At 42.7% G+C, this 26,098-nt stretch carries 28 protein-coding genes; 21 read left to right on the top strand and 7 right to left on the bottom strand.

Features of this window, described 5'->3' with window-relative positions:
* Positions 1 to 138: 138 nt before the first annotated feature.
* The 18 genes from ACNAN0_RS11695 to ACNAN0_RS11610 all read left to right on the top strand — a co-directional run bounded on the left by ACNAN0_RS11695 (position 139) and on the right by ACNAN0_RS11610 (position 15,889).
* Positions 139 to 837 (top strand): uroporphyrinogen-III synthase, encoded by a 699-nt coding sequence (locus tag ACNAN0_RS11695; protein ID WP_230912944.1) that lies wholly within the window; start codon positions 139 to 141, stop codon positions 835 to 837.
* Positions 838 to 927: 90 nt separating this feature from the next.
* On the top strand, positions 928 to 1,368 hold the full coding sequence (locus ACNAN0_RS11690) for a 3-hydroxyacyl-ACP dehydratase FabZ family protein (RefSeq protein ID WP_416353375.1): 441 nt from the start codon (positions 928 to 930) through the stop codon (positions 1,366 to 1,368).
* On the top strand, positions 1,358 to 1,816 hold the full coding sequence (locus ACNAN0_RS11685; RefSeq protein ID WP_230912942.1) for a MarR family winged helix-turn-helix transcriptional regulator: 459 nt from the start codon (positions 1,358 to 1,360) through the stop codon (positions 1,814 to 1,816). Before ACNAN0_RS11690 ends, ACNAN0_RS11685 begins: the two co-directional genes overlap by 11 nt.
* 24 nt (positions 1,817 to 1,840) lie before the next feature.
* Complete coding sequence (locus tag ACNAN0_RS11680) at positions 1,841 to 2,821, top strand: beta-ketoacyl-ACP synthase III (RefSeq protein WP_230912993.1); 981 nt, start codon at positions 1,841 to 1,843, stop codon at positions 2,819 to 2,821.
* A 32-nt stretch (positions 2,822 to 2,853) separates the two neighbouring features.
* A complete protein-coding gene (locus tag ACNAN0_RS11675; protein ID WP_230912941.1) occupies positions 2,854 to 3,090 on the top strand; it encodes an acyl carrier protein in 237 nt (78 codons plus the stop codon).
* A gap of 17 nt (positions 3,091 to 3,107) precedes the next feature.
* Positions 3,108 to 4,064 (top strand): enoyl-[acyl-carrier-protein] reductase FabK, encoded by a 957-nt coding sequence (gene fabK, locus ACNAN0_RS11670; RefSeq protein WP_416353374.1) that lies wholly within the window; start codon positions 3,108 to 3,110, stop codon positions 4,062 to 4,064.
* Between the two features lie 2 nt (positions 4,065 to 4,066).
* On the top strand, positions 4,067 to 4,993 hold the full coding sequence (locus tag ACNAN0_RS11665; protein WP_416353373.1) for an ACP S-malonyltransferase: 927 nt from the start codon (positions 4,067 to 4,069) through the stop codon (positions 4,991 to 4,993).
* 2 nt (positions 4,994 to 4,995) lie between these two features.
* On the top strand, positions 4,996 to 5,730 hold the full coding sequence (locus tag ACNAN0_RS11660) for a 3-oxoacyl-ACP reductase family protein (protein ID WP_230912938.1): 735 nt from the start codon (positions 4,996 to 4,998) through the stop codon (positions 5,728 to 5,730).
* Between the two features lie 220 nt (positions 5,731 to 5,950).
* Complete coding sequence (gene fabF, locus ACNAN0_RS11655; RefSeq protein WP_230912937.1) at positions 5,951 to 7,186, top strand: beta-ketoacyl-ACP synthase II; 1,236 nt, start codon at positions 5,951 to 5,953, stop codon at positions 7,184 to 7,186.
* Between the two features lie 3 nt (positions 7,187 to 7,189).
* Positions 7,190 to 7,666 (top strand): acetyl-CoA carboxylase biotin carboxyl carrier protein, encoded by a 477-nt coding sequence (accB, locus tag ACNAN0_RS11650; protein WP_230912936.1) that lies wholly within the window; start codon positions 7,190 to 7,192, stop codon positions 7,664 to 7,666.
* Between the two features lie 10 nt (positions 7,667 to 7,676).
* Positions 7,677 to 8,102, top strand: a complete 426-nt coding sequence (gene fabZ / locus ACNAN0_RS11645; protein WP_230912935.1) for a 3-hydroxyacyl-ACP dehydratase FabZ — start codon at positions 7,677 to 7,679, stop codon at positions 8,100 to 8,102.
* 12 nt (positions 8,103 to 8,114) lie between these two features.
* Positions 8,115 to 9,527, top strand: coding sequence for an acetyl-CoA carboxylase biotin carboxylase subunit (gene accC / locus ACNAN0_RS11640; RefSeq protein WP_416353372.1), 1,413 nt, complete (start codon positions 8,115 to 8,117; stop codon positions 9,525 to 9,527).
* Positions 9,496 to 10,350 (top strand): acetyl-CoA carboxylase carboxyltransferase subunit beta, encoded by an 855-nt coding sequence (locus tag ACNAN0_RS11635; RefSeq protein WP_230912933.1) that lies wholly within the window; start codon positions 9,496 to 9,498, stop codon positions 10,348 to 10,350. Before accC ends, ACNAN0_RS11635 begins: the two co-directional genes overlap by 32 nt.
* 2 nt (positions 10,351 to 10,352) lie before the next feature.
* Positions 10,353 to 11,132: a carboxyltransferase subunit alpha gene (gene accA / locus ACNAN0_RS11630; protein ID WP_230912932.1), complete on the top strand. Its 780-nt coding sequence runs from the start codon at positions 10,353 to 10,355 to the stop codon at positions 11,130 to 11,132.
* A 17-nt stretch (positions 11,133 to 11,149) separates the two neighbouring features.
* A complete protein-coding gene (lpdA, locus tag ACNAN0_RS11625; RefSeq protein ID WP_416353371.1) occupies positions 11,150 to 12,544 on the top strand; it encodes a dihydrolipoyl dehydrogenase in 1,395 nt (464 codons plus the stop codon).
* 44 nt (positions 12,545 to 12,588) lie between these two features.
* Positions 12,589 to 13,605 carry a thiamine pyrophosphate-dependent dehydrogenase E1 component subunit alpha gene (locus tag ACNAN0_RS11620; protein ID WP_416353370.1) on the top strand — a complete coding sequence of 339 codons (1,017 nt, stop codon included), beginning with the start codon at positions 12,589 to 12,591 and terminating at the stop codon, positions 13,603 to 13,605.
* Positions 13,598 to 14,587, top strand: a complete 990-nt coding sequence (locus ACNAN0_RS11615; RefSeq protein WP_416353369.1) for an alpha-ketoacid dehydrogenase subunit beta — start codon at positions 13,598 to 13,600, stop codon at positions 14,585 to 14,587. The genes ACNAN0_RS11620 and ACNAN0_RS11615 overlap by 8 nt, the downstream gene beginning before the upstream one ends.
* 18 nt (positions 14,588 to 14,605) lie before the next feature.
* Positions 14,606 to 15,889 carry a dihydrolipoamide acetyltransferase family protein gene (locus ACNAN0_RS11610; RefSeq protein WP_416353368.1) on the top strand — a complete coding sequence of 428 codons (1,284 nt, stop codon included), beginning with the start codon at positions 14,606 to 14,608 and terminating at the stop codon, positions 15,887 to 15,889.
* A gap of 114 nt (positions 15,890 to 16,003) precedes the next feature.
* On the opposite strand, the gene ACNAN0_RS11605 is transcribed toward ACNAN0_RS11610, so the two are convergent.
* The 3 genes from ACNAN0_RS11605 to ACNAN0_RS11595 form a co-directional block, all read right to left on the bottom strand.
* Entirely contained in the window at positions 16,004 to 16,516 is a 513-nt protein-coding gene (locus tag ACNAN0_RS11605) for a type 1 glutamine amidotransferase domain-containing protein (protein ID WP_416353367.1), read from the bottom strand.
* 187 nt (positions 16,517 to 16,703) lie between these two features.
* Positions 16,704 to 17,351, bottom strand: coding sequence for an ABC-2 transporter permease (locus ACNAN0_RS11600; protein WP_416353366.1), 648 nt, complete (start codon positions 17,349 to 17,351; stop codon positions 16,704 to 16,706).
* Positions 17,341 to 18,204 carry an ABC transporter ATP-binding protein gene (locus ACNAN0_RS11595; RefSeq protein WP_416353365.1) on the bottom strand — a complete coding sequence of 288 codons (864 nt, stop codon included), beginning with the start codon at positions 18,202 to 18,204 and terminating at the stop codon, positions 17,341 to 17,343. The genes ACNAN0_RS11600 and ACNAN0_RS11595 overlap by 11 nt, the downstream gene beginning before the upstream one ends.
* A gap of 112 nt (positions 18,205 to 18,316) precedes the next feature.
* Here ACNAN0_RS11595 and ACNAN0_RS11590 point away from each other — a divergent pair, with 112 nt between their 5' ends.
* Entirely contained in the window at positions 18,317 to 18,961 is a 645-nt protein-coding gene (locus tag ACNAN0_RS11590; RefSeq protein ID WP_416353364.1) for an NAD(P)H-binding protein, read from the top strand.
* A gap of 173 nt (positions 18,962 to 19,134) precedes the next feature.
* On the opposite strand, the gene ACNAN0_RS11585 is transcribed toward ACNAN0_RS11590, so the two are convergent.
* From ACNAN0_RS11585 to ACNAN0_RS11575, 3 genes are all read right to left on the bottom strand, one after another.
* Positions 19,135 to 19,767 carry a hypothetical protein gene (locus tag ACNAN0_RS11585; RefSeq protein WP_416353363.1) on the bottom strand — a complete coding sequence of 211 codons (633 nt, stop codon included), beginning with the start codon at positions 19,765 to 19,767 and terminating at the stop codon, positions 19,135 to 19,137.
* A 462-nt stretch (positions 19,768 to 20,229) separates the two neighbouring features.
* The gene (locus ACNAN0_RS11580) at positions 20,230 to 21,012 is read right to left on the bottom strand and encodes an SDR family NAD(P)-dependent oxidoreductase (protein ID WP_230912922.1); all 783 of its coding nucleotides are present in this window, start codon (positions 21,010 to 21,012) and stop codon (positions 20,230 to 20,232) included.
* Positions 21,013 to 21,091: 79 nt separating this feature from the next.
* Positions 21,092 to 21,454, bottom strand: coding sequence for a hypothetical protein (locus tag ACNAN0_RS11575; protein ID WP_230912921.1), 363 nt, complete (start codon positions 21,452 to 21,454; stop codon positions 21,092 to 21,094).
* Between the two features lie 198 nt (positions 21,455 to 21,652).
* Between ACNAN0_RS11575 and ACNAN0_RS11570 the strand changes: the two genes are divergently transcribed.
* Positions 21,653 to 22,870: an argininosuccinate synthase gene (locus ACNAN0_RS11570; RefSeq protein WP_416353362.1), complete on the top strand. Its 1,218-nt coding sequence runs from the start codon at positions 21,653 to 21,655 to the stop codon at positions 22,868 to 22,870.
* Positions 22,871 to 22,886: 16 nt separating this feature from the next.
* Positions 22,887 to 24,287: an argininosuccinate lyase gene (argH, locus tag ACNAN0_RS11565; RefSeq protein WP_416353361.1), complete on the top strand. Its 1,401-nt coding sequence runs from the start codon at positions 22,887 to 22,889 to the stop codon at positions 24,285 to 24,287.
* 84 nt (positions 24,288 to 24,371) lie between these two features.
* Here argH and ACNAN0_RS11560 read toward each other — a convergent pair whose 3' ends face one another.
* The gene (locus tag ACNAN0_RS11560; RefSeq protein WP_416353360.1) at positions 24,372 to 25,946 is read right to left on the bottom strand and encodes a hypothetical protein; all 1,575 of its coding nucleotides are present in this window, start codon (positions 25,944 to 25,946) and stop codon (positions 24,372 to 24,374) included.
* Between the last annotated feature and the right edge of the window lie 152 nt (positions 25,947 to 26,098).

The following is a 26,098-nucleotide window of genomic DNA, read 5'->3' as shown; positions in this document are numbered from 1 at the left end:
CAATTAAAGTGATATTGTCCGCCCATTTGCATTTAAAGTCAAATATACCTCGGCTTTGCGGTGTTTACATGAAAATTATGCTATTATTATTCCTATGATATTCGGTTTGAAATCTGGTTTGATAATTAAGGAGTAGATATGGCACCAAGAATTCTAGTGACGCGTCCCCAAATGAGTCTGCCGCCAAAATTGCTGACAGAGCTGTTATTAGCACAGGCAGATTTTGTGAATTTACATGAATTAAAGCCGGTGCATTTACACCAGAAGGCTATCAATCAACTTTACCAAGCAGACATGTTGGCAGTCACGAACCGTTATGCTTTAGAAGCGGTTGCGCCATTTTTTCAAAAACGGTCGGTCAAACCTAAGATCGCGACCACCAGTCCAATAATTGAAACCTTTGCACGTAAACAAGGATTCAATACAGTGATCTTAAGCCGCAGTGAGCAACAAGATTCATTAGCGACTATGTTGCGCGCTCGCATGTTTGCGGATGAGGCCGTTTTATGGTTGCGGTCAGATATTTCAAGGAAATATCACCCGCTGAATTTAAATAAGCCGAACTGGCAAGCCTTAACAACTTATTTCTATCATATAAGTTATGAAACGAGTACGAATTTAAGACGTCTGTTGCGAACCAAGCACTACACACATATTTTGATATCTGATCTGCCGGCTTTTGAAAAAATTATTGCTCTGGAACCAGATATTACTGCCATCTTTGTCACCTTAAATCACCGCAGCGCACAAGTTATTAAGTCACAAGGCTACCGCGTTATTTTTCCCCACCGAAAGAATGAACCAGCTTTGGAAATGGCTGTGAAAATGATCGTTTGAATACAGTGAAATTTGACAACTTTTATTGATAAGGGTACTATTTGCTAGTCAATTATTTTGATGATTGAAATAATTTTAGGAGGTTTATCTGTGGCTAAACTCTCAACAACGGAGATCACGAAGCTGATTCCAGAGCGACATGAGCAGTTGATGGTAGATCAGGTTCTGGAGACGGATGCACAACATATTGTGGCACATCAATTCATTTCAGAAGATGCGCCTTATTTTCAAGGCCATTTTCCTAGTGAACCAGTTGTGCCAGGTGTGTTATTGGTCGAAGGTCTGCAGCAGTCAGCGCGGTTATTTTTAAAACTCGAGGCACCTGATTTAGATGTCACACTGCAGGCTTTGAATCGAGTGAAATTCCGCAAAACGGTTGCGCCCGGAAGTGAACTTACCTATGATGTGCAGTTGGTCGAGCGCACGACACAGACATTGACTTTTAAAGGCATTGTCTTTTTGGCAGATCAAAAAGCATGTCAAGCGAAGATTATTTTTGCAGTCAAAGGTGGTCACCCTAGTGTCCAATGAAATTGAGAAGCGGATCAACGATAAACTGGTAAAAGCTTATCGAGATATTTTGACGATTGAGGAACAAGCACTGAAAACGGGGCCCTTTAGTGACCTGTCGATCAAGGAGATCCATACGATCAATGCGATCTCGTTGCATCAGCATAAGACCAGCTCAGAAGTTTCCCGAGAATTATCCGTACGTCCGGGAACACTGACGGCTACGATTCATAATTTGGTCCGTAAAGGTTATGTACAACGTGCACAAGGCAGTACAGATCGGCGCATCGTTCGTCTTGGTTTGACGCGTAAGGGCCGCTGTGTTTACCGCCTACACGCTGAGTTTCACAATAAAATGGTTACTTCGTTTTTAAACGGTTTCTCAACTTCAGAAGTCAGTTTGATCGAGCGAGCAGTTGATAATTTGATCGAGTTTTTAGAGCGTGATCGGCGCTTAGTTGCCAACTAAACATTGCAGATAAAGGAAGGGACAATCTTGCTAAAAATCACCCAAACAGCACATTATGTACCAAGCAAAGTCGTCACGAATGATGACTTGTCTAAAATGATGGATACAAACGATGAATGGATCCGAACGAGAACCGGTATTCGGCAGCGCCACGTTGTCACTGATGAAGATACCACGGATTTGGTAGTCAATGTTGCCAATGAATTGATCCAAAAAGGTGGCATTTCTGGTGCAGATATTGATTTTATTATCGTTGCGACTGCCAGTGCTTCTGAAGCTGTGCCAACCGCTGCTGCTGAAGTACAAAAGGCAATTGGTGCCAGTAAAGCTTTTGTATTTGACCTTAATGCCGCTTGTTCCGGCTTTATTTATGGGATGAGCGTATTGCGTGGCCTATTTACAAATCCTACATATAAGAAGGGCATTTTAATTGGCGCTGAGGTATTATCCAAATATACAGACTGGTCTGATCGGACGACTGCTGTGCTGTTTGGCGATGGCGCTGGTGGTGTTTTGGTAGAAAAGGATGCTGCCGCTGGCAATATGTTCCTAGGTGAAGATCTGTTAAGTATGGGTGACCTTGGTGATAAGATCACTATGGCCGGAACGACTAACGAGTCGCCATTTAATGATGGGGCAACCGCTGATAATCCTGGAAAATGGGTCACGATGGATGGTCGTGCCGTCTATGCCTTTGCAACACGTAATGTTCCGAAGTCAATCGAACGTGCTTTAGCACAAGCGGATTTAACTTTAGATCAGATTGACTTATTCGTCTTGCATCAAGCCAACTATCGAATTGTTGAGAGTATCGCCAAACGATTAGGACAACCAATCGAGAAGTTTCCTATGAATATTGCTAATTATGGGAATACATCTGCTGCCAGTGTGCCAATCTTATTAGATGAATTAAATGCTGCTGGTAAGATCAAACGCGGTGACACCATTGCTTTAAGTGGCTTTGGTGGTGGCCTAACATTGGGTACTGAAATTATTAAATTTTAACAAACAAATTAAATTAAGGATGGTAATTAAACATGGCTAACAACGAAGAAACATTCAAAAAAATTCAAGAAATCATTGCAGATCAATTAGATAAAGAACCTGAAGAAGTTAAGATGGAATCTAATTTTAAAAACGACTTTGATGCTGACAGCTTAGATATCTTTGAAATTATCAACGAAATCGAAGATGAATTTGACGTTAAAATCGAAGCTGAAGAGGGCATCGATACGGTTAAAGATCTCGTTGAATTTGTCGAAAAACAAGCTTAATTAAGGAGCCTGAAGTAATGAAAGCTACGCCATTTTTTCAAGAACTTGGCATTAAATATCCCATCATCCAAGGTGGCATGGCCTGGGTCGCTGATGGTCAATTAGCTGCTGCTGTTTCAAATGGCGGCGGATTAGGCATTATCGGCGCTGGGAATGCACCAGGAGCCGTTGTGGCTGAACAGATCAAAGTGGCACGTTCATTAACGGACAAGCCGTTTGGTGTCAATGTCATGCTCATGTCGCCCTTTGTTGAAGAAGTTATTGAAGTCGTTCTCAAAGCTCATGTGCCAGTTGTGACAACGGGTGCCGGGAACCCGGGGAAATACATAGATGATTTTAAAGCGGCGGGCAGTAAAGTTGTCCCTGTTGTGCCTTCTGTTGCTTTAGCACGAATGATGGCCCGCATCGGTGTGGACGGCGTTGTCGCTGAAGGCGGCGAGTCTGGTGGGCATATCGGTCAGTTGGCAACATTGCCTTTAGTGCCACAAGTTGTTGACGCTGTAGACATTCCAGTTTTTGCTGCTGGTGGAATTGGCGACGGTCGTGGTGTGGCTGCTGCCTTTATGTTAGGTGCAGCCGGTGTTCAAATGGGCACACGCTTTTTAGCAGCCAGCGAAACCAATATTCATGAGAATTATAAAAAAGCTGTCATCAAAGCTAAAGATATTGATACGCAAGTAACCGGACGTTTTGCAGGATCACCTGTACGCGTTTTGAAGAATAAAATGAGCAAGAAATTCCTGAAGTTAGAAAAAGCAGAGGCCCAAAAACCGGAACCTGATTTTGCTAAATTAGACGAATTAGGCAACGGTAGTTTGCGCCGTGCTGTACAAGAAGGCGACAAAGAAACAGGTTCATTTATGGCTGGTGAAATCGCCGGTATGGTCAAAAAGGTACAGCCAGCTGCAGAAATCATTCAAGAAGTGGTTGGTCAAGCAGATCAACTCTTATCTGGCGCAGGGAGATTTGTTTAATCATGAAATTAGCTTATCTTTTTTCAGGTCAAGGGTCTCAATATGAAGGTATGGGTCAGGACCTTTATGATAACTATTCTGAATATCGAACAGTAATTGATGCTGCTAGTCAAGCTTGTGGGTTTGACATTCAAGCTAAAGTGCAAGAACCGGCAGCTTTAGCCAATACGGCGATGTTACAGCCGATGGTTGTGGCAATGAGTCTAGGCATTCATCAATTACTGGCACCACAGTTACCTGTAGCACAAGCGCACTTAGGCTTGAGTTTAGGGGAATATAGTGCCTTGATCGCAGCCGACGCGATGACGTTACAGTCTGGCATTCAGCTAGTTACGAAGCGTGGTCAATTGATGCAAGCAGCCAGTGAAAAAACAGCTGGCAAAATGGTTGCTGTGATGACCAAAGATCATGAGCGCGTGGCATCGATTTGTGCTGGCATTACCGATCATGGGTTTGTAAGTATCGCCAATTATAATACGGCAAAACAAGTTGTAATTGGTGGGGATGCTGAAGCGGTTGATTTGGCTCAAAGTCTATTAGATGCTGATGGATTCAAAACAATCCCATTGAAAGTGGCTGGTGCATTTCATACACCTTTGATGACTTATGCGGCAGCTAATTTAGCAGCCGATTTACGGCAAACGGCTTTTCAAGACCCACAGGTACCAACAATCAGTAATACGACAGTAAAACCGTTTGATCATGTGAACTTGGCTGAGACATTGATTGACCAGATCACCAACCCGACACACTTTGCCCAATGTTTAGTGCAATTAGGGGCGTTGGGTATTGATACACTAGTTGAAGTCGGTCCGGGGCACACGTTGACTGGTTTTACCAAAAAGACGTTGAAAGGTGTTAAAACTTATCATGTTGAAAACCAGGCAAGTTTAGAGCAGACGATCACGGCGATCCAAGGAGCGATGTAAACGTGAATTTGACAGATAAAATTGTATTTATTACTGGTAGTTCTCGAGGCATCGGGTTAGCGATGGCGCAAGCTTTTGCTCAAAAAGATGCGCAAGTTATCCTAAATAGTCGTCACGAGCTCAAACCAGAGGTATTGCAGTTGTTTGAAAAAGCAACGCATCAGCCAGGACAGGTACTTGGGGATATCAGTGACCCAGAACAAGCCCAAAATATGATCAAAACGATCAAACAAACCTATGGACAATTAGATGTTTTGATCAATAATGCTGGCATTACCAATGACAAAATGTTGTTGCGGATGACAAGTGCTGATTTTGAACAAGTATTACAAACCAATCTGGTAGGCACGTTTAATGTTTTGCAACCAGCTTTGAAACTAATGTATAAGCAAAAAGCAGGGACAATCATTAATATTGCCAGCGTTGTCGGTTTGACGGGCAATATTGGCCAAGCAAACTATGCTGCCGCTAAAGCTGGTATTTTGGGTTTAACTAAAACAACGGCTTTAGAAGGGGCTTTACGCGGTATTCGCTGTAATGCTATTGCTCCGGGTATGGTGGCCACCGATATGACAGATGCCCTTAGCGAAAAAGTCCAAGCAGAATTAGTCGCTAAGATACCATTGAAACGAGCAGCAAAGCCTGAAGAAATCGCACACACCGCTATTTTCTTAGCTGAAAATGAATACATCACTGGTCAGACGATTACCGTTGATGGCGGTATGGTCATGCAATAAAATAGAGTGTGACAAAAAGCGGTCAGCGACCGAGCACTAACGAGAATTGCGAAAAATGGTGGGCTTGCCAGTTGAGCAATTCGACGTTAGGAGAGGGCGTTGCCTTTTGGAACACGTTTGAACCGAATGATTTGTAACAAGCAAGTGGCTAGAAATCAGACAGCAAGGTTGATGCTAGTCGCAGCCATTGTTTTTAAGATAAAGAAGCGGAGGAGTTACTTTGCGTAGAGTTGTTGTTACTGGCGTTGGTGCTGTGACACCGATCGGAAACGACGCGCCGACTTTTATTGATAATATTTTTGCCGAAAAAGTTGGTGCCGGACCAATCACGAAATTTGATGCCTCAGATTTGAATGTCACTTTGACAGGAGAAGTAAAGGATTTTGATCCAGTCGTCCGATTACATAAAAAAGATACAAAACGAATGGATCTATTTTCCCAATATGCCGTTTATTCAGCAATTGAAGCGATGACAGATGCTGACTTTGACGAGAATACAGTGGCAGATGAACGACTAGGGGTTATTTTTGGTTCGGGTATTGGTGGTATTACAACCATGACTGAGCAAGTTGTTAAGATGAACAATAAGGGTGCTGATCGCGTATCGCCAATGTTTATTCCAGAAGCGATTGCCAACATGGCAGCTGGCAATATTGCGATGCGTTTTAATGCCAAAAATATGTGTCAGTGTATCGTGACTGCTTGTTCTTCTTCCACAGATGCAATTGGTCAGGCATTTCACCATATCCAATCAGGACGAGCAGATATGATGATTTCTGGCGGTGCTGAAGCGGCTAACAACGTGATGGGTGTTGCTGGATTTGCAGCATTAACGGCAATTACCAAAGCAACCGATCCCAAACGTGCGTCGATTCCATTTGATAAAGATCGAGCTGGCTTCTTATTATCTGAGGGTTCTGGGACTTTAGTTCTGGAAGACTTAGAACATGCGCTAGCACGCCATGCCAAAATCTATGGTGAGATCGTTGGTTACGGCAGTATGTGCGATGCATATCATATGACTTCGCCAGATCCAAGTGGCCAAAGTGCGATCAATGCGATGAAGCAAGCAATCGATGAAGCCGATATTTTACCAGATCAAATTGGCTACATTAATGCCCATGGGACCAGCACCAAAGCCAATGACTCGATGGAAGCGCAAGCAATCCATCAGTTATTTGGTGAAAAATCACAGGCCTTGGTTAGCTCCACTAAAAGTATGACGGGCCATTTGTTAGGGGCAGCGGGTGCAATTGAAGCAATTGCGACTTTGGCTGCTTTACAAAAGGGCAAGCTGCCAGTGAATGTTGGCTTAGAAACGCAAGATGAAGCGTGCCCAGTTAATCTTGTAACGGAAGCAAATCAAACACAAGATGTGGATTACGCCATCAGCAATTCCTTTGGTTTTGGCGGTCATGATGCCGTGTTAGCAATGAAGAAATGGCGTGGGGTGTAAAAGATGGACCAAGAGACATTATTTAAACTACTAAAAACATTTGATGATTCTTCTGTTCGTGAGATGGACTTAAATTTTGACGGGGCACATATTTATTTGAATAAAAATGAAGTTGCAACCCGTGCGGCCGCTCCAACCTCGGCAGCAGTACCAGTAGCAACAGCAGCGGCTAGTTCTGAAACGCAAGGTAATGCCACAGCTGCGGCGGCCCCAGCCTCAAAAAAAGACGATTCGGCTAATTTTAAAGTGCTCAAGGCACAGTTGGTCGGAGTGGTATATCTACAACCCGCACCAGATAAGGATAATTATGTTCATGTTGGTGATCACGTTAAAAAAGGGCAAACCGTTTGTGTTGTTGAGGCTATGAAGATGTTAACAGAAGTGAAAAGTGATTATAGTGGCACAATCGTCAGCATTGATGTGAATAATGAAGAAATGGTTGATTATGATCAACCACTCATGACGATCCAACCAGATTAAGGAGCTTTTTATGGCTGAAGTAGAACTTGATATTAAAAAAATCTTGCCTCATCGTTACCCCATGCTGCTAATTGATAAAGTAATTGACGTGCAGCCTGGCAAAAGTTGTCAAGCCATTAAGAACATCACTAATAATGAGGCTGTGGTACAAGACTACGCTGATGGGATTGCGCGTTATCCACAGATGTTAATGGTGGAATCCATGGCACAGGCAGGGGCAGTGGCTTTATTGTCTTTGCCAGAATTTAAAGGGCGAATTGCCTTTTTTGGTGGCATTGAAAAGGCTAGTTTTAACGGTTGGGCTTATCCAGGGGATACGTTGGAATTAGCGGTTGAGTTAACAAAGCTTAAGCAAAATGCAGGTATTGGTGAAGGTAGGGTTATGGTTGCTGGTAAGGAAATTTGTACCGCAACGCTAACTTTCTTAGTTTCTTAAAGGAGCAATTATATGTATCACAAGGTCTTGGTGGCAAACCGTGGTGAAATTGCCGTTCGTATTATTAGGGTTTTGAAAGAATTGAATATTCGTTCCGTAGCCATTTATTCAGAAGCAGACGTGAATAGTTTGCATGTCAAGTTAGCGGATGAAGCTGTTTGTGTGGGGGGTGCCATGCCGGTATCCTCTTACCTAAATGAACGGAACATTCTCTCAGCCGCAATCTTAACGGGCTCAGAAGCCATTCACCCTGGATTTGGTTTTTTATCCGAAAGCAGTGAATTTGCCCAAATGTGTGCTGAATGTCAGATCGACTTTATTGGGCCACGTCCTGAAACAATCGATTTGATGGGCGATAAAGCTAAAGCACGACACACAATGCATACCCACGGCATACCAGTGATTCCTGGTAGTATTGGTACCGTTGATTCCTTAGCTGAAGCTCGGAAAATAGCTGATTCTGTGGGCTATCCAGTTTTACTCAAAGCAGCTGCTGGTGGTGGCGGTAAGGGGATTCGGCGCGTCAATTCCGCTGATGAACTTGCAGCTGCCTTTCAAGATGCCCGGCGAGAAGCTAAAGGTGCGTTTAACGATAGTGCGATGTATCTGGAAAAAATTATTTCACCAGCGAAACATGTCGAAGTTCAAATTTTTCGTGATCAGCATGGGCAAGGGGTTTATTTTCCAGAGCGCGATTGTTCATTGCAACGGAATCATCAAAAGGTTTTGGAAGAAACACCGTGTCCTGTATTATCCGCTGAAGAACGGCAGCATTTAGGTGAGGTCGCATTACAAGCGGCGACGGTCATTGACTATATCAATACTGGAACAGTTGAGTTTTTGATGGACCAAGAACATCATTTTTATTTCATGGAAATGAATACTCGAATTCAGGTGGAACACCCTATCACTGAGATGGTTACAGGAGTGGATCTTGTAAAAACCCAGATTTTAGTAGCCGCTGGTGAAAAATTGCCATTTGCGCAAAATGATATTCAACTCAATGGCTATGCGCTGGAATGTCGAATCAACGCAGAGGACCCTAAACATAATTTTATGCCTTCTGCTGGACACATTGATTATCTTTACTTGCCGACTGGTGGGATGGGTATTCGGATTGATAGTGGCGTTTATTCTGGCGGTGAAGTGTCGCCTTATTATGATTCGATGATTGCTAAGTTTATTACCCATGGTGATACTCGAGATGAAGCGATTGGTCGGATGCGCCGAATCTTAGATGAGTTGGATATTGAAGGCATTAAGTCTAATCGACACTTTCAACGTAAGTTATTGGATGATGCCAATTTCTTAGCTGGGAAGACCAATAATAGCTACATTGAACAATATTTCCTCAAAAACTACCTCAAGGATCATGCAAAGGAGGCGCCAAGCCGTGCATCTCTTCAAGAAAAAGCCGTACGTTGAAACGCATCCCCACCGCCAGCCGGAAAAACAAAATATGCAAAAAGTGCCAGATAATTTGTTTATCCAATGTCCTCACTGCAAACAGGGGTTTTATTATAAAAGCTATGGCGCCTTTCGCGTTTGTCCAAGCTGTGGTTATGGGTTGCGCTTAAAGGCGTTAGAACGCTTAGAAATGTTGACTGCCGATTATGCTTCTTGGGATGAAGATCTACAAACAAAAGATCCTTTGGCATTTCCTGGGTATGACGCTAAACTTCAAAAAGCTCAGGCACAAACGAATTTGAATGATTCGGTTTGGACAGGTCGTGCTCGGATTTCTGGGGCAGATATTGCTTTGGGGATCATGGACCCATTCTTTATTATGGGTAGTTTAGGGACGATTACCGGCGAAAAGATTACCCGTCTGTTTGAACGAGCAACTGAGCAAAAGTTACCGGTGGTTTTATTTACAGCCTCTGGTGGAGCACGAATGCAAGAGGGTATGCCAGCTTTAATGCAGATGGCAAAAATTTCGCAAGCAATTGCCAAGCATAATGAAGCAGGCTTGTTTTATTTAACCATTTTGACTGATCCAACGACCGGTGGTGTCACAGCTAGTTTTGCAATGCAAGGCGATATTATTGCGGCAGAACCGCATACATTAGTCGGCTTTGCTGGACGCCGAGTGATCGAACAAACAATTAATAAAAAATTACCTAAGGATTTTCAAAGTGCCGAGAATCTATTACATAACGGTTTCGTGGATACAATTATTAAGCGCGAGACTTTAGGGGCGTTTATTGCTCAAATGGTGCGACTAAACAAAAGGGAGTTGACGAAATAACGATGGCACAAAAAAATCGACCGGCAGCAGAAGTTGTGAAAGCTGCCCGCAGCGCTGACAAAATCACAACGCAAAAGTTGATTGATGGTCTGCTGACAGATTTCGTCGAACTCCATGGTGATCGCGGTTCTGGCGATGATCCGGCAATTATTGGTGGTGTTGGTCTATTGGGTGCACGGCCCGTCACGATAATTGCGACACAAAAGGGTGAAACTGTAGAAGATAAAATTGCCACCCACTATGGTGATCCCGAGCCAGAAGGTTATCGCAAAGCGCTACGCTTAATGCGGCAAGCGAATAAGTTTGGGCGCCCCATCGTGACGTTGATCAATACAGCAGGTGCCTATCCGGGTGCGGACGCTGAAGCACATGGTCAAGGAGAAGCAATTGCTGCGCTGCTAGAGGCGTCTTATGATTTAAAAGTGCCCTTCATCGCGGTTATCTTTGGTGAAGGTGGTAGCGGTGGTGCTTTAGCCTTGGCTTGTGCTGATGAAGTTTGGATGTTTGAAAATGCCATCTATTCGGTGCTATCACCGGAAGGGTTTGCATCGATTCTTTGGAAAGACAGCCAAAAAGCTGATGAAGCAGCTGATTTAATGAAGCTGACCCCCAATGACTTATTAGACATGAAAATAGTGGATCAAATTATCTCTGAGCCCACGAATCAAGATCGTTTGGTTAAAACATTGAAAAAGAAATTAATGTTAAAGTTAGCTGATTTAAGCGAGCTTGAACCTGATGACTTGATTGAAAAACGAGTGGCAAGATTCCGTCAGTTCTAAGAAATGAAGGTAGATTTATGGATACGAATTATGATGTTGTCGTATTAGGCGGCGGTGTTGGTGGCTACACAGCTGCCATTCAAGCGGCCAAACACCACTTAAAAGTTGCTTTGATCGAGGCACAACTTTTGGGTGGTGTTTGTTTGAATCAAGGCTGTATTCCAACAAAAACATACTTAAAGAGTGCTGAAGTATTACGTACAGTACAAAAAAGTGCCGACTTTGGTATACATAACGAACAGGCATCTTTCCAGTTTGATGAGATCCATCAACGCAAGGAAAAGGTGGTTACCCAGCTACGCCAAGGGGTGACCTATTTGATGCAAAAGAACAAAATTACAGTTATTTCTGGCTTTGGTAAATTACAAGATGGTCAGACCATACAGGTAACAACTGGAAAAACGACTCAAACGCTTCATTTTAAAAACTTGATTTTAGCAACTGGCGCTCAGCCCAAAACACTGCCTGGCATTGAAATTGATGGACATAAGATTGTGACTTCTAAAGAATTGCTTGAGCAAACGGATTTACCTAAGTCTATGGTGATCATTGGTGCCGGTGCAATTGGTTTGGAATGGGCCTCTTTACTAAATGATTTGGGCGTTGATGTCAATGTTTTAGAATATGCTGACCATATTCTGCCTACCGAGACGGCAGCTGCTGGAAGAGCCTTGTTGCCAATTCTTAAACGCCATGGGCTTAAAATCACGACCACTGCCAAAGTGCAGTCTGCAAAAATTGTTGCTGAGCAAGTGGTTGTAGGTTATGAAGATGCTCAAGGCAAGGCACAAGAATTGACGGCTGATCAAGTTTTAGTTGCCGTTGGGCGTCAGGCGCAAACGGAAGGCATGGGTCTTGCCGAAGCAGGAGTACAGTTAACAGCCAAAGGGACGGTTCAAGTGGATAACCATTATCAAACGAGTCTGCCGCATGTTTTTGCAATTGGTGATTGTATTGATACGCTTCAACTGGCTCATGTTGCTATGGCAGAGGGCATTCATGCCATTGATTTCATCAGTGGGCAGTCGGTGGAGCCGATTGATTATGATCAAGTTCCGAGATGTATCTATACTTATCCCGAATTGGCTGTTGTGGGGCCGACTATGATTGCGCAACAAAAACAGGATCAAGTCAAAACGGGAACTTTCCCACTGCAAGCTAATGGCAAGGCCTTGATTGAAGGAGAAGCAGAGGGCCAAGTACAGGTCACCGTGGATACGACCACTGATGATCTGCTACAACTGATGATCATCGGCCCACATGCAACGGACATGGTCATGGAAGGCGGCTTGGGCTTATATTTGAATGCCTCAGCCACAGAAATCGGTGCCGCCATTCATCCCCACCCAACGTTATCAGAAGCCGTTCGGCAAGCAACATTGATGACGAAAGATTTGGCAACGGATATTTAGTAAGATTCAAAACCAGGCGCAGAATGTCTAAAGGAGTGTGTAATATGACAGCTCAATTATTGGATAGTGGTTTATCCAAGACCACTTTACAGACAATTTATAAGCAAATTTTAAGTGCTAGACGGCTCGATGAACGATTGATTCAATTACAACGTACGGGGAAGACCTCTTTCAATGTTTCCGGCCAAGGTCAAGAAATTGGTCAGGCCGCTATGGTCGCTGCTTTTGATGTTAAAAAAGACTATTTTCTACCCTATTATCGTGATATGACCGCCTTTATGTTGTGGGGCGCTACGATGAAAGATATTTTATTAGACTCATTTGGCCGCGCTGAAGGGCCTTCGTCTCATGGCCGCCAAATGCCTAACCATTATGGTGCCAAACATTTGAATGTGGTCTCACAGGCTTCAACGGTTGCCAGTCAATTTCCACTAGCAACGGGTGTGGCTTATAGTGCTCGATTGGAACAGAGTGATCGGGTGACACTGGTAACGACTGGGGAAGGTTCTACGGCTGAGGGTGAGTTTCATGAAGCTTTGAACTTTGCTGGTGTGGCGAAATTACCGGCTATTTTTGTTATCGAAAATAATCATTATGCGATTTCTACCCCAAGTAATGAGGAATATGCTGCCAAAAATCTAGCTGACCGCGGTGCCGCCTATGGTATCAAAGGTGTCGATGTCGATGGCTTAGATTTTACAGCGACTTATTTGGCTTTCAAGGATGCTGTAGCCCGGGCGCGAACTGGTGTTGGGGCAACTTTGATCAACCTGAATGTGATTCGGTTGTTGGATCATACAAGTGATGATAATCAGCGGATTTATCGTTCTAAAGCTGAATTGGCTGCCTTGAAGGCTAAGGATCCTTTGAAGACTATGACACAACAAGTTTTGGCTGAGGATATTTATACACAAGCTGAATTAGATGATTTAGAAGCGGCTATCAAAAAACAAATCAATGTCGCTACTGACCAAGCGGAAGCTGCACCACTCCCAGATGTAGCTTCATTAACAGAACAAGTCTACGCACCGAAAGAAAAGGGGAATGGTATTTATGGCTGAGATCGATTATTTACAGGCATTGAACCAGGCGATGGATGAGGAGCTGGCTCGGGATGAAACATTGACGATTTTTGGTGAAGATGTCGGTGGTGTCAAGGGTGGCGTCTTCAATGCTACGCAAGGCTTGGCCCAAAAGTACGGCGATGAACGCGTCTTTAATTCGCCCCTAAGTGAAGCGGAGATCGCTGGTTTAGCCATTGGCCTTGGCGTTACGGGACATCATGCCGTTGCTGAATTTCAATTTGCAGACTATATTTTGCCGGCAACGAATCAGATCATTTCTGAAGCTTCGCGGATGCGTTACCGCACCCAAGGCGATTGGACAGCACCCGTTGTCTTTCGGGCACCTTATGGTGGTGGCGTTGGTGGCGGCTTTTATCATTCTCAATCTACTGAGAAAGTATTTATGGGCCAACCAGGGTTACGCATTGTGACGCCTTCAACCGTACGGGATGCCAAGGGGCTACTTAAAAGTGCGATCCGCTGTGAAGATCCAGTTTTGTTCTATGAACATAAACGGCTATATCATAGTATCAAAGCAGATATTGATCCAGATGAAGAAATTTTAACACCAATTGATAAGGCCCAAGTGCTACGTGAAGGTGACGATCTTACGGTCATGAGTTATGGGATGACCTTACAATACGTGTTACAAGCCGCTGAAGCCTTAGCAAAAAAAGGCATTTCCACTGAAGTTGTCGATATTCGCAGCTTGTATCCACTCGATAAGGCAACCATCGTTGCAGCAGCGAAAAAGACAGGTAAAGTGCTGCTTGTTAATGAAGATAATCAACAAGGCGGCATATTAGGTGAAATTTCAGCCATTATTAACGAAGCAGCTCTGTTTGACTTAGATGCTCCGATCCAACGCTTGGCCGGCCCTGATACACCAGCTATGCCTTATGCGAAGAATCTAGAAAAAGCATTCTTAATCCAGCCCGACGACGTTCAAGCAGCAATGGAAAAATTGGCACAGTTTTAGTCTGTCAGAAAGAAGTGAATGGCAATGCAAAAAGAAATGACCATGCCCCGCTTAGGCGAAAGTGTCACTGAGGGCACGATCGTGGAGTGGTTGGTCAATGTGGGTGATCAGGTTGCAGAGTACGACCCCATTTGTGAAGTTCAAACGGTTAAAGTGGTCGCCGAAGTGCCAGCTAGTTTCTCTGGCACAGTTAAGGAAATCTTGGTACCAGTAGACGAAACCGTGTCAGTGGGGACGCCAATCGTTGTGATGGAAACTGAAGCTGGCGCCGAAGTTTCAGATGATGATCAAACAACGACCACACCTGCACCGACTAAGCCGCAAACACCGGTAACAGCAGCCACGATAGCAACAGAATCTACGCCATCTGTGGCAACAACAGATGGGCCCAGGTTTTCGCCTGCTGTGGCAACGCTATTGTCCAAATATCAATTAGATCCTAACCAAATTACCGGTACTGGGCATCAAGGCCGCTTGACACGGAAAGATGTTGAAAACTTTGTGGCACAACGATCCCAGCCGCAAACACCTCAATCTACACCTGCTAAATCAGTGGCTCAAGCTAAGCCAGTTCAGTCTGGTTTGATGGGTCAGTTAGCGACGGATACCGTGCAGCCAGCTAGCAGCATCCGTAAAGCCATTGCAGATCACATGGTCCAAAGTAAAGCTGAGATTCCACATGGTTGGATGATGGTGGAACAAGATGTTTCAGATTTAGTTAAATTACGACAATCTGAAAAGGCAAAATTCCAGCAGTTAGAGGGCTACAAATTAACTTACTTCCCATTCTTTGTAAAAGCAGTAGCTCAAGCACTGGTTAAGCATCCACGGATCAATAGTTCTTGGCAAAATAATCAAATTTTGACTCATCATGAGATCAATATTTCGATTGCCGTAGCTAAGGGTGACGAATTATACGTTCCAGTCATTAAACATGCAGATAATTTATCTGTTAAAGGTATTGCCAGTGAAATTACCCGGTTAGCTAATGCTGTACGAACGGGTAAAATTACGGCAGATGACATGCAAGGTGGAACCTTTACCGTCAATAATACGGGTTCTTTTGGTTCGGTTGCTTCTATGGGTATCATTAATTATCCGCAAGCAGCGATTATCCAGATTGAATCGATCCGTAAGGAATTAAAACCCACACCAGATGGTTTAGGCTTCAAAATTGCCGATATGGTCAATTTATCTCTGTCTGTGGATCATCGTTTATTGGACGGCGTTGCTGCAGGGGGCTTCTTGAAAGATGTCAAAGCCAACCTCATGCAATTTAAGCCGGGCTTTGAGTTATATTAAAAACACTGATCTGAATTTTGCTCTAATAAAAACCACCTCGTATACGGTCGTCATTGTATACGAGGTGGTTTTTAAGTTCGTGCTCCAAAGCTAACCAGCTTCACTCGCGCTCTGTTATAAGTGTTCCAGATGGGCTACGATGGCTTCATTAAATTGAGGGATGTCATCGGGGTTGCGGCTGGTGACCAAGTTATTATCGATAACGACAGCATCGTCACTAACTTGGGCGCCGGCATATTTCAGATCGGGTTGTACGGTTTGGTAGGCAGTCATTTTGCGACCTTCCGTGAGGCCGGTTTGAATGAAGAGCTGTGGGCCATGACAAATGGCAAAGACAGGTTTGTCATTTTCTAGGAAGTGCTGGACAAGATCAACCATACGCTGATCAGCGCGCAGCTGGTCTGGGGAAAAGCCACCAGGAATTAATAAAGCATCATAATCAGCTGCTTGAATATCATCGATACCCTTATCTACGGTGACTTCTAGACCTTTCTTACCTGTGATCGTTTCACCAGCCTTTTCACCGACTAAGGTAACCTCATGGCCTGCTTGTTCTAAAGCTTTCTTTGGTTCAGTATATTCAACATCTTCGAATAGATTTGTCATTGGAACAATAATTTTTACCATCTTTATTTGGGCCTCCTCTAGGAATTTGATGTTACTTATTAAGCATAAAGGCTTCCCAAAAATTAGGCGAAGATGGGGTCTGTAAAAATAAGATAATGTCATTGATTATTATTATAGTGGTGATAAATAGTTAAATTTATTTTTGGTGGCTTTTAAATTTAAAAAAACAACCGTTAGTAAATTAAAATCAGGCGTCATAATGTTCAAAATGGCGGGTGGCGAAGTAATTGGCAAAATGACTGCAGCCAAAGAAGAGTACTAAGCCAACAAAGCCAGTTAAAAATTGAGCCATAAAGTGTTTCGGCGCTAGATCATTTAGATTGGTTTGAAAAAAAGAACTAATAAAGAATAAAGTTTCAACAAAAGTAATGCCAATAGTTAAAACAATGGTACCCCAAATGTAAGCACGACCGATCCGGGTGGGGTCTTTAAATAAAATGGGATAAAAGGTGAGATTAAACAGACCTAATAGCGTCAGACCTAAACCTAATAGTGCCAAGTTGGCTTGACCAGGAATCACATTGAGGTCAGACAACCAAAGTGTACGTAGATAGGCAAAGGGCAGGATCAAAATAACTTGAATCAGTTCGATGATCATGATGAAGAAGAGCCGGGTTTTGACAATATCAGCTTTACTGCGTGGTAATAGTAGACTGTAACGTAAGTCATTGTTTTCCCGAGAATTCAGTTCAATAAAGAAGAGTCCCAGTGTGGTGTAAAAGAAGATGACTAAATAAGGGTAATTAGGGACTAAAACTAAAGCACTTAGTAACCAGAAAATGGGCACAGTAGGATGTAAACTTAATTTGAATTCTTTGCGTAAATTAGTTAACAAGAGCGACACTTCTTTCAATATGAACCATCAAAGTTTCAAGGTCTACAGCGGAACGTTGGCTGTCCGGGAATAAATCTGGCTGCTGTGTAAGCCCCCGCCACAGTTTTTGACCATTGACCTGTTCAGCTTTAGCATATTGAAAGGCTTGCTTTTGAGCTTGCGATAGGTCGGCCGGATCGGTAATGGTAATCAATTGGTAGCGTGCCAGTAATTCAGTTAGCGGCGCATCAAATAATAACTTACCTTGGTGTAGGTATAAAATATTATCAGCACATTGTTGTAAATCACTAATGATGTGCGTTGAAAATAAAATCGTCACACCTTGAGCCTTTAAATCTAAAAAAATGGTCAGGAGTTCGTCGCGAGAAACCGGATCTAGACCACTGGTCGGTTCATCAAGAATCAATAGTTTGGCATGATGAGATAAAGCAACAGCTAAAGCATATTTGATGCGCATCCCGGTAGATAATTCATGGGGCGTTTTGCGGTCATCCAATTGGAATTTCTCCAGATAAGTTTGATAACGTTGGGCATCCCAATTGGCATAAAACCGGGCTGTTGTATCTGTTAAGGTACGTAGTTTTTTTCTGGGAAAGTACGTGATACCACCATCCACAAAGGCTAAATCTTGCTTGATCGCGGTTTGGTTATGAAAAAAATTCTTGCTAAAATAGGTAATTTGGCCGTGATCTATATTTAATAAACCCAGAATCGCTTTTAGAGTCGTGGATTTACCAGCACCATTGGCACCAACAAAGCCAGTGATCGTTCCAGCAGCTAACTGAAAAGAAATGTTGTCCAGTTGAAAAGTCGGATAATATTTGGTGAGCGCAGTCACATCTAAAACAGTCATAGATATCCCCCAATTATGATAGTATTATGATTCATTTTAAACTTTACGGGTGCGGTTTTCGAATTTTATATGTTATGCTTATTTTATAATAGTGGTTTAGGAGGTTCATGATATGAAAATTGGTATTATCGGTGCGACTGGTAAAGCTGGCGTTGAATTATTTTTAGAAGCGCAAAAACGTGGCCATGAAGTAACCGCCATTGTGCGCAATGGCGCCAAGGCACGGGATCTTTTTGGCGCTGATGTCGCCCTATTAGAAAAAGATGCTTTTACGTTGACACGTGAAGAATTGCTGAACTTTGACGTGATCATTGATGCGTTTGGTGTGCCTCTAGGGACACAAAAGGGCTATTTACATTTAGATTTAGCCACCCATCTGATTCATGAATTACGAGAAACTGACAAACCTAGAATTGTCTTTATTTTAGGTGCAGCCAGTCTATTAGATGGCGATCAACGGCTGTTAAAGAAACTTCAAACCTTACCGAATCATGAACAATGGATCGATGTACCTGAAAGTCAATTCCACGAGCTAAATTTTTTGAATTCTGTTCAGAATGTCAATTGGGTGGGTGTTTCGCCACAACGTGATTTTGTACCCGGGGCACGCAGCGGCTATGTTCGCGGAACAGATAAAGTCATGTATAATGCTGCTGGCAAATCACAAGTGACAACTGGCAATATGGCCGTGGCTATTTTAGATGAAATCGAACACCCACAAGTTAGTCGAGAGCGGTTCACGGTTGGAGATAAATAAGCTGTCGTAGAATTGAAGCCAAGATAAAAAGCCCGATAACTGTTAGCCAAAACAAGCTAACGGTTATAGAGCTTTTTTGTGAAGTGAAAAAGTCGAGATAAAAGGGGCTCAGTACTTGAGTACTAATAAGAATGACAACAAACCGTAGACTTCTCATTAACGCACACAATAGCTCAATCGTCTGCCTCGGGTGCTTCAGCTTTAACAGAGGTTGCGCTGGCTTTCTTTTGGGTAAAATCGATTCTGTATTTGACCGAGTCAGCAATTTCGTGTTTGTCTTGGTTACGTAATTCACCCATTTCAAATTCATAAAAGCCATTTTGAATTAGTTTCTTAGCTGATTTTTTAGTGGCACCCAGGTAGAGCAGATCTGTTTGCTGCTTTTTAGTTTCGTTGGCCTTTAAGCGTAAGCGCGTTTTATCGGCTGTCATGCTTGGAATGATCTCAACGTCCTTGCGGTCAGGTTGTTCATATTCGTCATTGAAAAAACCAGTAGTATAGACGGTTTCATTAGTCGTATTTTTCAAATCAAATTTCAATTTTAAATAGTAAGCCGTATCTTTACTAGTGAGTTGTCGGTATTCAGATTGGGGTAATTGTTGGCGTTGCTTTTTGGTTAAATTGGTATATTTGTACAATGTGAAACGGCCATTGGTGTAAGTTACCGCACCTTGGTTGAAAGTGGCTATTTTACCGCTAGATACCTGTGTTGTCTTGGCTTGAACGGCATGATCAACTGATAAACCACTAACACTTAATCCGATTAGTAGTGACAGAATAAAGTATACATAGTGTTTTAACTTCATGATGGACCCTCCTTAAGTAAGTGGCATAATTCAATTGCTTTAATTATAACGAACTTTTTTAAAATAAAAAATCAGAGTGAGCGTGAAGCTGGATAGATTTGGCGTGCTAGCAGAATTGAGTACAAAATAAAAAACCAGTTCAAAACAAAACACTAATTTTGTCTTGAACCAGTTTTTATATTGGGATTGGGAAGGATGAAATAGCCTATCTCTAGGCAATCGAGCTAGTGGGAATCGAACCCACTTCAGATAAATATCCGGTTACCAAAGCCATAGCTCATTTTATTTTGGGAGGAAGATAATGAAGAAAATACATTTTAAGTTTGGGTATCAAGTAACTTCCTTGGGGGAGGAATGATTTACTTGATGAATACAGCATAACGTTGATCTGTGACAAAATGGTGAAGAAAGTGCAATAAAAATATCAAATATTTATGGCGTTAAAAAATTTTAACTGGGGCATTACTTGAACAACTGACTTAAGTCTGGATAAGTTGCGCTCGTTGCACCAGCATCAACTACAATACTGGCGCCATTAACATAACTAGAAGCGTCATCCGAAAGGAAGAGTGCCACTTGGGCAATTTCGCTAGGATCAGCACCGCGTTTGAAGGGAATGTTTTTCATCATTTCAGCGTTGATTTCAGGGTTCTCACGCATCGATTCTGTCAATGGTGTATTCACAAGGCCTGGCAGAATGGCATTTGTCCGAATATTAAAAGGTGCCAGCTCTAAGGAGGCACTTTGAGTAGCCATTTGGACGCCAGCTTTGGCAATGGAATAAGCAGAGCCAAGTGGTTCAGGGACGAGTGCATTGATTGAAGCAATATTGACAATCGTACCAGGCGTTGCTTGTGTTCGAATCTGACGGCCAAAAGCTTTAATAAACATGACGACACCGCGTAGATCGATATTTAGAACAAAGTCATAGTCAGCCATAGATTGATCTAGGAGTGGCCCTAATTTATTAGCCCCAGCCACTAGAAAAGCATTATCTAAATGGCCAAATTTTTGAACACCGGCTTCAACAGCATGGTTGACTTGGGCTTCATTACTAACGTCGGTGGGAACACCTAAAAAAGTATCGGTACCATATTTTTCCGTCAGTTCGGCCAACCGTTGCTGATTAAGATCAGCGACGACCACTTGACCACCTGCATCAATATAATTGCTGACAACAGCCAAACCGATCCCTGATGCCCCACCAGTTATCAAAGCAACTTTGTGTTTAAAATCGAATTTCATGAGATAACCTCCTTTTGCTTTTGTAAACGTTTACGAAGCAAGTATAAAGGAACTTATCAATAGAGCGGTAATCATTTGCTTAATCTTTTTTCCGCCGATGTTTGGGCTGTGGTTGGTAGATATGAAAGAATTTATAACGCGCATAAAGGCTATAAACGATGGAAATTATGAGCGTGGCGTTGGCAATTAGAAGCCAAACATTTGCTTGAAAAGTTTGATGATCTTCAGATGAACGAAAGCCAAAAAATAAAATGATCAGATTAACGGCTAATTGGGAGAAGCCCAAAAGTGAGAACAGCTGCAACGCCCGCTCAATCTTTTTTTCATAACTCGTATAATAATGGGCTAAAGTGCGTAAAAGGATAAAGGCCAAAATCAAAATGAGCACAATGCCACTCGTCAGCAGTGTATCTATCAGCTGTTTATTAGTTAAAAAAGCCAAATTCGTGCCTACTTTCCAAAAGATTACTCCTATCATACCGGGCGGTTGGGGGATTGGTCAACTGCAGTCGCAATTAGAAATATACATATTTTTTGCATTAAATGTGAATATTTTTGAATTTACTTGCATTAAATTACATAAAGGTGTATATTCTTTACAACGATTAAGGAAACATTAAAAACAAAAGGGGTTTTTCTAATGGCAAATCAAAAAGTTGTTTTAGCTTATTCAGGCGGACTAGATACTTCTGTAGCGATTCAGTGGTTAAAAGACAAAGATTATGATGTCATTGCTTGCTGTATTGATGTAGGCGAAGGTAAAGACTTAGAATTCATCAAAGAAAAAGCCCTGAAAGTCGGGGCAGTTGAATCCTATACATTAGATTGTAAAGCTGAGTTTGCGGATGAATATGCTCTGATTGCCTTACAAGCTAACGCTAAATATGAAGAAACTTACCCATTGGTCTCAGCATTGTCACGGCCGCTGATTGCCAAAAAGTTGGTCCAAGTGGCTCAGCAAACTAACGCCAGTGCGATCGCGCATGGTTGTACCGGAAAAGGCAATGACCAAGTGCGGTTTGAAGTAGCCATTCATGCTCTAGCACCAGACATGAAGATTTTAGCACCAGTTCGAGATTGGCATTGGTCCCGGGAAGAAGAGATCAACTATGCGAAGGAACATAATATTCCCGTGCCAATTGACTTAGACAGTCCTTATTCCATTGACCAAAATCTATGGGGGCGGGCTAATGAAGCTGGTGTTTTGGAAGATCCTTGGGTTACACCGCCGACGGATGCCTTTGAATGGACGAGTAATTTAGAAGATACGCCAGATGAACCAGATATCATTACGATTGATTTTGAAAAAGGCGTCCCCGTTGCTTTAGACGGCCAAAACTATAATTTAGCCGACTTGATTTTACATTTGAATCAAGTGGCTGGTAAGCATGGGATCGGTCGGATCGACCATATTGAGAATCGGTTGGTGGGTATCAAGTCGCGGGAAGTATATGAAGTACCTGGGGCAGAAGTCTTAATGACGGCGCATCAAGCTTTGGAAGACCTGACTTTTGAACGGGATCTCGCCCACTTCAAACCACAGATTACCAATCAAATGAGCAATACCATTTATAACGGCTTATGGTTCTCACCTTTGATGCAAGCCATGATTGCCTTCATTAAACAAACCCAAGTCGTCGTCACGGGACAGATTCGGGTAAAATTGTTCAAGGGCAATGTTGTCGTTGAAGGCCGGAAATCACCTTATTCTTTGTATGATAAGGATCTAGCAACCTACACAGCTTCGGATACGTTTGACCAAGCGGCTTCTGTGGGCTTCATCAAACTTTGGGGCTTGCCAACTCAAGTCGCTGCACAAGTACAAAAGAAGGGCGACGCGGAAGTCACTTCTAAGTAAAGGGGGTAATGGTAGGATGGCAACAACAAAATTGTGGGGTGGCCGGTTCACGGCAGAACCAAGTGAATATGTGCAACGATTTGGCGCGTCCATTGAATTTGACCAACTATTAGCTGAAGAAGATATCCAGGGCTCTTTGGCCCATGTGCAAATGTTGGGCGAACAAGGCATTATCGCGGTGTCTGAGGCCAAGCAGATCGAAGCTGGTCTTAAGCAATTGCAACAACAGCTTGAAGCAGGTAAACTACATTTTTCTATTGCGAATGAAGACATTCATTTAAACTTAGAAAAAGCACTGACCGATTTGATTGGACCGGTGGCCGGCAAATTGCACACGGCTCGCAGTCGTAATGATCAAGTGGCATTAGATATGCACTTGTATTTACGTAATCGTCTGCACGAGATTCTGCCGTTGATCGTGGCACTGCAAAAAACGTTGGTTGCCAAAGCTGAAAGTCATGTGACGACGGTCATGCCGGGGTATACCCATTTACAACATGCTCAACCCATTTCCTACGCGCACTATTTGCTGGCCTATGAGAATATGTTCCAGCGAGATTATGAACGTTTGACCTTTAATTTAAAGCATACCGATATTTCACCCCTGGGCGCGGCAGCCTTAGCGGGGACAACTTTCCCAATTGATCGAGAGCGGACAGCTGAACTGCTAGATTTTTCAGCGGTTTATCATAATAGTTTAGATGCGGTGTCAGATCGGGATTTTATTCTGGAGTTTCTTAGCAATACAGCGATCTTAATGATGCATCTGTCCCGAATGTGTGAAGAGTTGGTTCTCTGGTCAAGCCAAGAATTCAGCTATATTGAATTGTCTGATACTTACGCAACTGGCAGTTCGATCATGCCACAAAAGAAAAACCCCGATATGGCAGAACTGATCCGGGGCAAGACTGGACGAATCTATGGCGATTTATTTGGGCTATTAACAGTCATGAAGGGGCTGCCATTGGCCTATAACAAAGACTTGCAAGAGGACAAAGAAGGCATGTTTGATGCTGTCAATACAGTGATCATGTCCTTAAAGGTAATGCAAGGCATGGTGGACACACTACAAGTTAAAACGGATCGGATGAAACATGCTACTGTTCATGATTTCTCTAATGCCACGGAGTTAGCCGATTATTTGGCTAAAAAAGGTCTGCCTTTTCGGCAAGCCCATGAGATCGTTGGTGAAACTGTCTTGAAGTGTATCAAAGCTGGTAAATTCTTGAAGGATCTCACTTTAGAGGAATACCAAAAAATCTCGCCATTGATCGAAGCCGATGTTTACACGGCTTTAGATCCAATGACCGCCGTAGCCAACCGTGATTCTTTAGGCGGCACTGGCTTTGATGAAATTAAAAAAGAACTTGAACGGGCAAAAGTACAACTTTCAAATCATTCGACTGATGAAGAATAAGCACAATCAAAAACGGATTATAGTAGCTGGGGCGAAACTAACGTTTTGTTTTCAGCCACTATAATCCGTTTTTTAGCATTGGTCTTATGAAGATATATGTAATTTGGCGACTTTTTCTTTTTTAGGAAATAAATTGAGCTTGGCACAATTCTTTAAGACTAGGGCGCCATAATAGCCGCAAATAATGAAACAAGGCAACCACATGAATAAGTACCGAGTCGTACCCCCTTCGAAAATCAATAAATAAATCATTTGTCCCACGATAGCTAATTGCGCGCTTTGCAGTACGAGGGAATGCTTCACTCGGCCAGTAAAAGCACTAAGCAATGTTAACACTAATAAAACGATCCAAGTGACTTGGTTTAGAAAGCGCATAATGGGACGGGCATGCCCTTTGCTGTAATTGAAGCTCATACTGAACTGCGCTAACTTTGACTGATGGGCAGGATTATTTTTAAAGGTGAAAGACCGGTCGCCGTCCCAAACAAAGTTACCATTCGCCACGTTATTATGATGTTTAACAAACAAAAAGTTAAAGTAACCAACGATGCCGTATTGTTGCAGGCGCTGTTTGATTTTCCGACGATTCAGCTGATCGCGTGCTTGATAAGTTTTGGCTTGATAACTTTCAGCAGCATCCCTGCCGTTAAAGCCACCAATCCCCTTTAAACCCATAGCGATGAAATGAGTGGGCGGCAAGCGCAACTCAGGATCAAGGTTACGCCATTGACCAGACACATAGAATTTTTCATCTTGGTAAATATAGTGGTGATAATATTTTGCACCTACAGCAAAAACCGTTAGAAATAATAGCAGGCCGATGAAGAGTCGTGAGAAGTTCTGTTTAAGATTATTGGTACGACCAGCTTGAATGAGCATGCTCAAAATAACGGCAATTGAGAAAATGAGGGTGGTAGGCTTTAATAGGTAGGCAATCAAAGCCATAATCGTGTATAGCAACAGTAAGCTTAACTTCTGCCAATACATATGGGCGCGCCGGAGTTGGCAGACGATTAAAATTAATAATGTCAGCATATACAAGCCTAATGTATCAGAATAAAAAACCAGTACCCAAGGAGAAAGGCCAAAAAACAGCAATCCCAATGAAAATAGAATCGTTCCAAGCTGCCGGTCTTTGAGACGGTTACCAATAAGATACATATTGAATACGGCTAGATCAATGATGATCGCATTGGCGAATAAAAGGGCATGGGGGAGTGATGTAAAGAGACCAGGAACGAGTAAGTGATAGAGCAGCCGTTCAATTGTTAAAAGCAATGTATTATTGTAGTTCCAAGAAAAATAAAAAAAACCGATGGGATTAGTGACGTTTTGCATAATCACCCCTGGATCCCATACCGGTTCGAGAGTAAGGGGTAAGTAAATGATCAACTGCCAAATAAACAATAGAATAAGTAAGCCAATTACTGGACGAGTCGATAATTTGAATCGTTTGAGGCGTCGGTAGGTGTGAAGTTGGGAGAGCCAGTAAGGGAGAGCAATACTAGCGAGGACACCCAAGACACGCAGCCAATAGTGGCCGTCAATGTGAATCGCCTTAAAGTTTGGTGTCATAAAGGCCATGGGTAATGAAATTGCCAGAAAAAAGACAAAAATATTACGAATGAGATGTGTAATAGTTATACTAATTTTTTTCATAATAGCCGCCTAATGATAAATTAGATGTAAAAAAATATTAACTATTTTATCATAGTTGATTTTTAGATTTTCAGCAATCACTGGACTGGTAAAATTAACTGAAGTCCGTTAAGATAGCACTAAATCACACATATATTACTAGGGGGTGTTGC

Source organism: Agrilactobacillus fermenti (genome assembly GCF_047943045.1).
Taxonomy (GTDB): Bacteria; Bacillota; Bacilli; order Lactobacillales; family Lactobacillaceae; genus Agrilactobacillus; species Agrilactobacillus fermenti.
The sequence above is the reverse complement of the archived record's forward strand: the minus strand, read 5'-3'. Positions and strand labels throughout refer to the sequence as shown.